Genomic DNA, 10,398 nt, shown 5'->3' on the forward strand with positions numbered 1-10,398 from the left:
GCCTGACGGCGCCCGTGTTCGCCACCGCCGAGGAGGCGCTGACCGCCGCGCCCTGCGACGTGTTCGTCGAGTACACGCGGCCGGAAGTGGCGAAGGCGAACGTCCTCGCCGCGCTGGAGCGAGGCGCGCACGTGGTGGTGGGCACGTCGGGCCTGACCGACGCCGACTACGCCGACATCGACGCCGCCGCGCGCGCCGCAGGCCTCGGCGTGCTGGCGTGCGGCAACTTCGCCATCACGGTGGTGCTGCTGCAGCGCTTCGCCGAGGCGGCGGCCAGGCTGATCCCGCAGTGGGAGATCATCGACTACGCGGGCGCCGCCAAGCCCGACGCGCCCAGCGGCACGGCGCGCGAGCTGGCCGGGCGGCTCGGGCTGGCGAACGTGGCGCGCCACGAGGTGCCGGTGGAGGCCACCGTGGGCGAGCGCGCCGCGCGCGGCGCCACCCTGGGCGGCGCGCAGGTGCACTCCGTGCGGCTGCCCGGCTATACCATCGGTGTGGAGGCGGTGTTCGGGCTGCCCGACCAGCGGCTCAGCATCCGCCACGACGCGGGCGCGTCGGCCGATCCGTACGTGGACGGCGCGCTGTTGGCCATCAGGCGCGTGGGCGGCCTGCGCGGCCTGCACCGGGGGCTCGACACGGTCCTCGACCTCTGAGCCCTAGCGGCCCCCGGCGCGGCGCGCAGCCGTGAGCGAGATCATCTCGTAGACGAGGTTGGCCGCCAGGAGGCTGGTCACCCCGGCCGGGTCGTAGGGCGGCATGACCTCGACCAGGTCGAACGCCACGAACGGCAGGTCGCGCAGGCCGCGCAGCAGTTCGAGCGCCTGCACGCCGGTGGCGCCACCCACTTCTGGGGTGCCCGTCCCGGGGGCGTAGACGGGGTCGAGGAAGTCGATGTCGAAGCTCAGGTAGAGAGGTCCAACGCCAACGCGAGCGCGGATCAGCTCCAGCACGGCCGGCACGCCTCGGCGGTGCAGCTCGGGACCGCTCACCAAGGCAAGGCCAAGGCGCTCGGTCATGGCCACGTCCTCCGCCGCGTACACGGAGCCGCGGATGCCCACCTGCACGCTGCGCGCCACGTCGAGCAGGCCCTCCTCCACCGCGCGCCGGAAGGGCGTGCCGTGCGTGTCCTTGCCGCCGAAGTAGGAGTGCCAGAGGTCGTTGTGGGCGTCGAAGTGGACCAGCCCCACTGGCCCGAGGCGCTTGGCCACCGCGCGCAGTAGCGGCAGCGAAACGGAGTGGTCGCCGCCGAGGAACACGGGCGTGACGCCGGCGTCGAACAGCGGCGCGGCGGCGGCCTCGATCTGCGCGTGCGATTCCGGCAGGTAGCCCGGCGTGACGGGGAGGTCGCCGTAGTCGATGACGGAGAGCTGCTCGAAGACGTTCACGGCCAGCTCGGGGTTGTAGGGCCTGAGCAGCATGGACTCGTTGCGGATGCCCGACGGGCCGAAGCGCGCCCCGACGCGGTACGTGGCGCCCGTGTCGAACGGCACGCCCACCACGGCGGCGTCCACGCCGGCGAGGTCCGTCACGTGCGGCAGCCGCATGAAGGTACGCACGCCCTCGAAGCGCGGGTAGACCATGGCGTCCAGCGGTCTGTACGGCGGTCTGTAAGGCGGTCGGCTCATCGGGTCCTCCTTGCGCGCCGGGGGCCGCGGTCCGCGGCGGCGGTCCGGCCGGGTTGGCCCATCACACCATCCGTGGCGGGCCCCCGCACGTGATCCCGTCGTACCAGCGCACGAGGGCCGATCCACCGGCGGCCCGAGGGGGCTAGGCCGTCAAGGCATCGACCGTCGTTCGAGCGCCCACGCCGCGGCGCCCACCAGCCCCGCCGCGGCGCCGAGGGCGGCAGGCACCACCGGCGTGCGCAGGCTCTCCGCCACGCCCTCGAAGGCCGCCTGCACGGCGCGCCTGAAGGCGGGGTTGAGCCCCACGCCCCCGCCAAGCACGATCACCTCGGGGTCGACGAGGTACTTGACGTCCACCAGCGCGCTCACGAGCGCCGTCGCCGCGTCGGTGGCCAACCCCACGGCCCACTGCTCTCCCGCCTCGGCCGCGGCCACCACGGCCCGCGCGTCGACGGCGTGACCCAGGCGGGCTGCGCGCTCCGCCAGCGCCGTGCCCGACGCCACCCGCTCCAGGGCGCGCCCCCCGAGGTGCCCGACGTGGCCGGCCATGCCGCCGGACCCACGCCACAGCGTGTCGCCGAGCACCAGGCCGCCGCCCACCCCCGTGGAGACCGTCACGAAGAGCGACGAGCCCCGCCCGCGCCCGGCGCCGTGGCGCGCCTCGCCGTAGGCCGCCGCCTGGGCGTCGTTGAGGGCGTGCGCCCGTAGCCCGAAGAACGCAGCCTCGAGCCGCTCGGTGAGCGCGAAGCCGTCCCAGCCGGGCAGGAGGTCCGGGCTGAGCGCGCGCACGCGCCCGTCCACCACGAGCCCGGCGGAGGCCACGCCGATCACGGCGGGCGCGGGGGCCTGGCCGCGCTCGAGCAGCCGCCGGGCGGCGCCCACGAGCGCCTCGACCACCGCCTCGGGGCCGCTGCGCGCCGGGGTCGGCGTGAGTTCCGTGTCGAGCACCTTGGCGCCGCGCACCAGGGCCGCGGCCAGCTTGCTGCCGCCGACGTCCAACGCGAGCACGGTCGCTCGTGCCACGGGTCACATGCTCCTGTCGGCCACGACCTGCGCCGTGCGGCGCACGTCCTCCTCTAGCTCCGCATCGGCCGCGACCATGAGCCGCGCCAGCCCCTCGAGGACGAGGAGCTGGCCCAGCTTGGCGAAGACGTCGCCGCCGGTCAGGGGCGATTCGGGCGGCGAGGCGAAGAGGCTCCTGTCGGCCACCTTGGCGAGCGGGCTCATCAGCCGGTTCGTGACGGCCACGGTGAAGGCGCCGGCCGCCTTCGCGGCCTTCACGGCCTGCAGGGTGTCGATCGTCGAGCCCGAGCTGGAGACGCCGATGGCGACCGCGCCTGCACCCAGGTTCGTGGCGCTCATCGCGCCGAGGTGCATGTCGGTGTAGGCCTGGGCCACGATGCCGAAGCGGAGCAGCTTGTAGGCGAAGTACTGGGCGATGACGCCGGACGCGCCCACGCCGTAGACGTCGACGCGCGAGGCGGCCGCCACGCGCCCGGCCACCTCCTCGAACGCCTCCTGCTCGAAGAGGAGCGCCGTCTCCCGGAGGGTGGCGGCGGCGTGGTGCGCCAGCTCCTCCAGCAGGTTGGCGCCGGCGTCCGCCGCCTTCTCCGGCCTGCCGGGAGGGCCGAACTCCACCGCCAGCGTCAGCTTGAACTCCTGGAAGCCGGAGAAGCCGAGGTCCTGGCAGAACCTGATGATGCTGCCCTCGCTCGAGCTGGTGGCCTCGGCCAGCTCGGTGACGCTGTGGTAGATGACGGCGTCGGGGTGGTCGAGCACGTACTGCGCCACCCGCCTCAGCACGGGGCTCAGGTCGGGCAGCGAGGCGCGCAGTTTGGTGAGCAGGCGGGACATGAGCAGATTCTAGGCGTGCCAGGCGTCGGGCCCGCCGCGAGCTCGGGCGGGGCGGCCGACCCTTGACAGAGCCATCCTCCACGCCTAGCATGCCATAAAGAGCTAGGCTCAATCTAAGACTCGGTTTCCGGAGCCAAGCTCAATCAGGCGGTCGGCGTCGGCCCGGACCGGGACGGGCGGCGAACGCCTCGCAGGAGGTCGACATGCACCACCGGCTCGTCAAGACCCTGTCCATGGCGCTCGTGCTACTCTGGGCCACGGCGCTCGCCCAGAACCCCGACTTCGACGTCGCGGCCGGCAAGGTCGTCGTGCCCAGCCGCCCTGCGGCAGAGGCCTACCCCGACGGCGACGGCCTCAAGCTGACCGACGGCGCCTACGCGTTCGCCTGGGGCGACATGGTGGGCTTCGAGGGCGCCGAGCCCGTGTCGCTCACGGTCGACCTGGGCGACACCTACGACTACGTCAGCTACGTGGCCCTCAAGGTCATGCGCTCCGACGGCTCGGCCGTGTCCGTCCCCACCGCCATCGTCTCCATCTCCGAGGACGGCGTGCTGTGGGAGGACCTCGGCCTCGCCAACGCCGTGCTGGAGGGCGAGATCGCCAACGACACCATCGGCACCCTCGTCTGGGCCGACGAGGAGTGGGCCGGCTACGGTCGCTTCGTGAAGGTGGAGCTGCTCCCGGGCGGCGGCGGCTGGACCATGGTGGCCGAGCTACAGGTGGGCAACGGCGAGATCCCGGCCGACCTGCTGCCCGCTCCCTCCGGTAACGCCCCCGCCAGCGCGGAGCCGGTGAACGTGGCTCTCGGCAAGCCCTACAGCCTCGTGCCCGGCGCCTCCGAGGCCTACCCCGACGAGGGCGGCGTGCAGCTCACCGACGGCTCCTACGCGTACGCCTGGGGCGACATGGTCGGCATCGCCGACGCCACGGTCAACCCCGTCGTGATCGTCGACCTGGGCGAGCACGTCGACGGCATCACCCGCGTGGCGGGCCTCTTCATGCGCTCCTTCGCCTCGGCCGTCAACCTGCCGTACAGCATCATCGTGTCCGTGTCCGACGACGGCGAGACGTTCGACGTGGTCGGCCTGGCCGCCAAGACGGCACCGTCTCCCGCCATGAACGAGCTCATCAACTCCGTCTACTGGGAGGACCTGGAGAACCCCGTGAGCGGCCGCTACGTGAAGCTGCAGATCCGGCACCGCACCGGGTGGATCATGCTCGCCGAGGTGGTGGTCCAGACGGGCGCGGCCGTGCCGGAGGTCGTGGAAGCGGCCGAGTAGATGCGGCCGGCACGACTGCTCAAGTCCGCCGCGCTCGCCGGGGTCATCGCCCTGGCGGGCGCGGCGTCGGCCCAGAGCGACCCCGTGCTGACGGGTAGCTTCGTGCAGCTCGACGGCCAGTTGGCCGCCCTGGGGCCGGACGGCTGGCGCCAGGAGCTCGGCTACATGCGCGATCTGGGCTTCGACACCCTCATCGTGCAGTACTCGCGCTACGGCGAGGTCAGCTACTACCGCGCGGCGGACCCTGACCCCGGCGCACCACCGCCCGCCCGCCGCCTCCCGCCCGACGAGTCGCTCAGCGAGCTCGTGTGGCGGGCTCCGGCGCCGCTCCCGGCGCGCTTCGTGCGCGTGACGGTCACCCCGAACAGTCGCGAGTGGACGATGATCCCGGAGGTTCGCGTGATGGCGGGGCCGGACGACGTGAGCGCGGGTCTGGGCTACACCCTCGCGCCGGCGCCCGCCGGCAACTACCTCGACCCCGACGCCGCCAAGGGCGGCAAGCTCACGGACGGCCTCGCCAACTTCGCCTGGGCCGACATGGTGGGCTGGCAGAACCCCGGCGACCGGATCACCATCACCTTCGAGCTGGCCGCCGCCGGCGAGGCCAGGCTGTTCGACGCGGTGGCCGTGCAGTTCATGCGCTCCGACATCTCGGCCGTGGAGCTCCCGGCCGCCGTGGCCGTCTCCGTCTCCTCCGACGGCCAGGACTTCCTGCCCGTCGGGGCGCCCGCCACCTGGGACGCCCCTGCGGCGAGCACCGCTGCCGCAGAGCGGGCCGAGCGCGACCCCATCGGCGACCTGCTGGGCGCCGCCGAGGAGGCCGGCATGAGCGTGTGGCTCGGCCTCGGCCTCGACCCCGAGTACTGGCAGGGTCGGTTCGACGGCGCCGGCGCGGCCGAGGCGAACACCGCGCTCATGCGCGAGCTGGAGGGCCTCTACGGCGCCTCCCCCGCCCTCGCCGGCTACTACCTCCCCGAGGAGATCGACGACCGGAGCTTCGTGACCCCACAGGCGCACGAGGCGATGATCACCTACCTCGCGGCGATGGCGGAGGCGGCTCACGCCGAGCTCGACCGTCCCGTCATGGTGGCGCCCTACTTCGGCATCAACCCGAACGGCGCGACCTACGCCGCCTGGTGGGACGCCACCCTGGCGCGCGCCGCGATCGACGTCATCGCCATGCAGGACGGCGTCGGCACCCGCCGCACCACCGTGGAGGAGGGCGTGCCCGTCTACCGGGCCCTCAAGGCCGTGGCCGACGCGCACGGGGTGGCCCTCTGGTCCGACCTGGAACTGTTCGAGCAGACGCACGGCTGGCCCGTAGACGACCTCGCCTGGCAGGCCACCAGCGCCGGCATCGAGACCGTGCGGCGCCAGCTCGAGCTCGAGGCCCCGTACGTCGCCAAGTTCGTGGGGTTCGACTTCACCCACTACATGAGCCCGCGCCTGGGCGGCGCCGCCGCGGAACTCTACGGCGCCTACCGGCAGTACCTGAAGGAGCGTGAGCCGTGACACCGAACCGGACCGCCCGCGCAGCAAGGGAGCGCGCCGGCCGGCGCCCCGCCGGGAGCGCCTCGCGGTGGGCGCCAGGCCTTCACCGCCTGCTCGCGACCGTGCTCGCCGCCTCGCTCCTAGCCGGCGGCCTGGCGCTCGCCCAGACCGAGATCACCTTCTGGTACGCCTGGGGCGGCTCGGAGGGCCAGGCCATGCAGGACCTGGTCGACGAGTACAACGCCTCCCAGAGCGCCGTGCGGGTGCGGGGCTCGTTCGTGCCCATCGGCGACGGCGAGCGCATCCTCGCCTCCCTCGCGGGCGGCGCCCCCGCCGACCTCGTGACGGTGTGGGACTGGATGGTGGTGCCGCTCGGGTACGGCGGCGCCCTCGCCGATCTCACCCCCGACCTGGCCACCGCCGGCGTGACCGCCGACGACTACCTGCCCGGCATCTGGGAGTACGGCGCCTACGCGGGCGCCAAGTACGGCCTGCCGACCACGCTCAACGTCTACGGCTTCATGTGGAACAAGGACGTCTTCGCCGCCGCCGGGCTCGACCCGGAGGCCCCGCCGCGCACCATCGCCGAGCTCGACGAGCTCACCGAGAAGCTCACCACGGTTGACGCCCGCGGCAACATGCGCCGCCTGGGCTTCTTCCCCAACGTGACCGCCATCTACGTGCACGCCTTCGGCGGCCGGCTCTTCGACCCCGAGACGCTCGAGCCGACCATCGACGCGCCGGAGAACGTGGCCGCCTTCGAGTGGCTCGCCGCCTACTACAAGAAGTACGACATCGCCAAGATCCGGCGCTTCCAGGCCGGCTGGGGCGACATGGCCAGCCCCTTCAACCCCTTCTACCGCGGCCAGATAGCCATGCAGGAGGGCGGGCAGTGGGAGGTGGCGTTCACGGCGGAGTACGCGCCCGACCTGAACTGGGGCGTGACCAACTTCCCGGCGCCGCCGGGCGGCCGGCCCGACGTGACCCCCGTGCAGAGCTCGTTCTGGGTGGTGCCGGCGCAGGCGCCGCACCGCGCCGAGGCGCTCGACTTCCTCCTCTGGCTCACCGCGCCCGAGCAGTCGGCGCGCTTCGCGGCGGAGCTGGCCAACATCCCGCCGCGCCAGGACGCGCTGGCGCTGCCCGCCTTCGCCGACACCATCACACCCCACATGCAGACCTACATAGACATGCTCCTCACGGGCTTCGTGTACACGCCGCCCGGCCTGCCCGTCGGGCTCTACCTCAGCGACCAGCTGAACCAGGCGCTCGCCGCCGTGCAAGACGGCAGCGCCACCCCGGCCGAGGCGCTGGGAACGGCGCAGCGCAACGTGCTGCGGGAGCTGGAGAAGTACCGCTGATGACCTCGGCCCCCGCCGGAGGCGCCGCGCGCGCGGAGGGCGGCCGCGCCGGGCGCCGCCACGCCGCGCCGGGCGGCCGTGCGCCCATGACGCGGTGGCAGCGGCGCGACCTCTGGTTGGGGCTGGCCTTCGTGTCGCCCTGGTTGATCGGCTTCCTCGTCTTCACCGTCTACCCGGTGGTGGCGTCGCTTTACTTCTCCTTCACCGACTACAACGTCGTGTCGGCGCCGCGCTGGATAGCCCTGCGCAACTACACCGACCTGTTCGCCGACCCGCTCTTCGGCAAGACGCTCTACAACACGCTCTACCTGGCGGTCATCGGCATCCCCGTCTCGCTCCTCGTGAGCCTGCTCATCGCCATGCTGCTCAACAACAAGGTGAGGTTCCAGGGGCTCTTCCGCACCCTCTACTTCCTGCCGAGCGTGGTGCCCGCCGTGGCCGCCGCGCTGCTGTGGCGCTGGTTCCTCAACCCGGACTACGGTCCGGTCAACGAGTTCCTGTGGCTCTTCCGGATCAACGGGCCCGGCTGGCTGGCCGACCCGGTCTGGTCGAAACCGGCCCTGATCTTCGCCGGGCTGTGGGGCGTGGGCGGCTCGATGGTCATATACCTGGCGGGCCTGCAGAACGTGCCCGTGCAGCTCTACGAGGCCGCCGACCTAGACGGCGCCGGCCGCTGGCAGCGCTTCCGCTTCGTGACGCTGCCGATGCTCTCCCCCGTCATCCTCTTCAACCTGATCATGGGCATCATCACGTCGTTCCAGGCGTTCACGAACATCTACATCATGACTGGCGGGGGGCCGTCCAACTCCACCCTCGTCTACGCCCTCTACCTCTACCAGAACGCCTTCCAGTTCTTCCGCATGGGCTACGCCTCGGCCATGGCCTGGGTGCTGCTCGTCATCACGGCCGTGGCGCTGGTGGGCGTGTTCCGCACCTCGGGTTGGGTCTACTACGAGGCCGACGGCTGATGGCGGCGCGGCGCGGCCGGTGGAACGCCGGCATCTACCTGATCCTCGTGGTGGGTGCGCTCTTCTTCCTCACGCCGTTCGCGTGGATGGTCTCCACCTCGCTCAAGACCGACGCGCAGGTGTTCGCCATCCCGCCCGAGTGGGTGCCGGCACCCGTCATGTGGTCCAACTACGCGCGCCTGATGAAGGAGATCCCGTTCCTGCGCTACCTGGGGAACACGGTGCTGGTCACCGTGCTGAGCGTCACCTTCTACGTGGCGTCGTCAGCCGTGGTGGCTTACGGCTTCTCGCGCATCAGGTGGCCCGGTCGCGAGCTCCTGTTCTACTGCCTCCTCGCCACCATGGTGCTGCCGCCGCAGGTGACTCTCATCCCGCAGTTCGTGATGTTCCAGAAGCTCGGCTGGGTGGGCACGTTCCTGCCGCTCGTGGTGCCCGCGCTGACGGGCAGCGCCTTCGCCGTCTTCCTGCTACGGCAGTTCTATGCCGCCATCCCCAACGACATCTCCGACTCGGCCCGCATCGACGGCGCCAACGAGTGGCAGATCTTCTCCCGCATCGTCCTTCCGCTCGCCAAGCCGGCGCTGGCCACGGCCGCGCTCTTCATCTTCATCTGGACGTGGACCGACTTCCTGAACCCCCTCATCTACCTGACCGACGACCGCCTCTACACCCTCGCCATCGGCCTCCAGCAGCTCGCCAGCACCCGCGCGGCCGCCTGGCCCCTGCTGATGGCCGGCTCGCTCCTCATGAGCGTGCCCATCATCGTGCTCTTCTTCTTCGCGCAGAAGACGTTCATCGCCGGCGTCTCCACCGCGGCGGTGAAGGGTTGACGCGCCCCGGGACCCCCCGGAAGGGAGGGCGACCATAGCCCCGACCGACGCCTCGCTCCTGTTCCTGCCGCTGGACGAGCGACCGATCAACTCCGCCTACCCGCGCCTGCTCGCGGGCGCCGCGGGCTGGGAGCTCTCGAGCCCCACCGACCTGCTCGGCAGCCGCAAGCGGCCGGCCGACACGGCCGGCATCGAGGAGTGGCTGCTCTCGGCGCCGTCCGCCGCCGCCGTCGGCGCCGTGCTGGCGCTCGACACCCTGGCGTGGGGTGGGCTCATCCCCTCGCGCCAGAGCGGCACCGACCTCGCCGCCGCGCTCCGCCGACTGGACGCCCTGCGCCGGCTGAAGGCTGAGCGCCCCGAGCTCACGCTCCTGGCCTACAGCAGCATCCAGCGCGTGAGCCGCGATGACGACGACGCCGAGGAGCCCGACTACTACCGCCAGCACGGGCGCGCCATCTTCAGGCGCTCCGTGTTGGAGCACAGCCGCCTGGCGCTCACGCCCACGGCCGACGAGGCAGCGGAGCTCGAGGAGCTGAGGCGCCGCGTGCCAGCGAGCGTCTGGGCAGACCAGCTCGCCATCCGCGAGCGCACGGCTGCCGTGAACCTCGCGGCGCTCGAGCTGGTGAAGGACGGCGTGATCGACGCGCTCGTCCTAAACCAGGACGACACCGTGGAGTGGGGCCTCAACGTCATGCACCGCGAGCGCCTGGAGCGGGAGGTGCGCCGCGGGCGCCTGGAGGACCGCGTGCTCGTCTACCCGGGCGCGGACGAGGTGGGACAGGTGCTCCTCGCGCGCCTGGCGGTGGCGGCCGCAGGCCGCCCGCCCCGCGTGAGCGCCTTCTACTCGTCGCGGCGCGGGGCCGACGTGCGGACGGCCTACGAGGACCGCCCCCTGGGCGACCTGGTGACCGTGCACCTTCGCGCCGCCGGGGCCATCCAGGCGCCGCCGGGCGGCGCGGTCGACCTGTGGCTGGCCGTCAACAGCCCGAGCA

The 10,398-nt window shown here is 72.4% G+C and carries 10 protein-coding genes; 7 read left to right on the top strand and 3 right to left on the bottom strand.

Annotated elements, in window-relative coordinates:
• The coding region (locus H3C53_12620; GenBank protein ID MBW7917509.1) for a 4-hydroxy-tetrahydrodipicolinate reductase at positions 1 to 653 on the top strand (653 nt) is incomplete at its 5' end.
• A gap of 3 nt (positions 654 to 656) precedes the next feature.
• Here the strand turns inward: H3C53_12620 and speB are convergent.
• The 3 genes from speB to H3C53_12635 form a co-directional block, all read right to left on the bottom strand.
• Complete coding sequence (gene speB, locus H3C53_12625) at positions 657 to 1,625, bottom strand: agmatinase (protein ID MBW7917510.1); 969 nt, start codon at positions 1,623 to 1,625, stop codon at positions 657 to 659.
• Positions 1,626 to 1,775: 150 nt separating this feature from the next.
• Complete coding sequence (locus H3C53_12630; protein MBW7917511.1) at positions 1,776 to 2,648, bottom strand: ROK family protein; 873 nt, start codon at positions 2,646 to 2,648, stop codon at positions 1,776 to 1,778.
• 3 nt (positions 2,649 to 2,651) lie between these two features.
• Entirely contained in the window at positions 2,652 to 3,479 is an 828-nt protein-coding gene (locus H3C53_12635) for a MurR/RpiR family transcriptional regulator (protein ID MBW7917512.1), read from the bottom strand.
• 203 nt (positions 3,480 to 3,682) lie between these two features.
• Between H3C53_12635 and H3C53_12640 the strand changes: the two genes are divergently transcribed.
• The 6 genes from H3C53_12640 to H3C53_12665 all read left to right on the top strand — a co-directional run.
• A complete protein-coding gene (locus H3C53_12640; protein MBW7917513.1) occupies positions 3,683 to 4,759 on the top strand; it encodes a discoidin domain-containing protein in 1,077 nt (358 codons plus the stop codon).
• Positions 4,760 to 6,271 carry a DUF4434 domain-containing protein gene (locus tag H3C53_12645; GenBank protein ID MBW7917514.1) on the top strand — a complete coding sequence of 504 codons (1,512 nt, stop codon included), beginning with the start codon at positions 4,760 to 4,762 and terminating at the stop codon, positions 6,269 to 6,271.
• Entirely contained in the window at positions 6,268 to 7,608 is a 1,341-nt protein-coding gene (locus H3C53_12650) for an ABC transporter substrate-binding protein (GenBank protein ID MBW7917515.1), read from the top strand. Before H3C53_12645 ends, H3C53_12650 begins: the two co-directional genes overlap by 4 nt.
• Before the next feature lie 86 nt (positions 7,609 to 7,694).
• The gene (locus H3C53_12655) at positions 7,695 to 8,576 is read left to right on the top strand and encodes a sugar ABC transporter permease (protein ID MBW7917516.1); all 882 of its coding nucleotides are present in this window, start codon (positions 7,695 to 7,697) and stop codon (positions 8,574 to 8,576) included.
• The gene (locus H3C53_12660) at positions 8,576 to 9,406 is read left to right on the top strand and encodes a carbohydrate ABC transporter permease (protein MBW7917517.1); all 831 of its coding nucleotides are present in this window, start codon (positions 8,576 to 8,578) and stop codon (positions 9,404 to 9,406) included. Before H3C53_12655 ends, H3C53_12660 begins: the two co-directional genes overlap by 1 nt.
• A 34-nt stretch (positions 9,407 to 9,440) precedes the next feature.
• Positions 9,441 to 10,398, top strand: a 958-nt coding sequence (locus tag H3C53_12665; GenBank protein MBW7917518.1) for a DUF4127 family protein, incomplete at its 3' end; no start/stop codon positions are given.

The sequence above is a fragment of the Trueperaceae bacterium genome, from assembly GCA_019454765.1.
In the GTDB taxonomy this organism is placed as follows: domain Bacteria; phylum Deinococcota; class Deinococci; order Deinococcales; family Trueperaceae; genus JAAYYF01.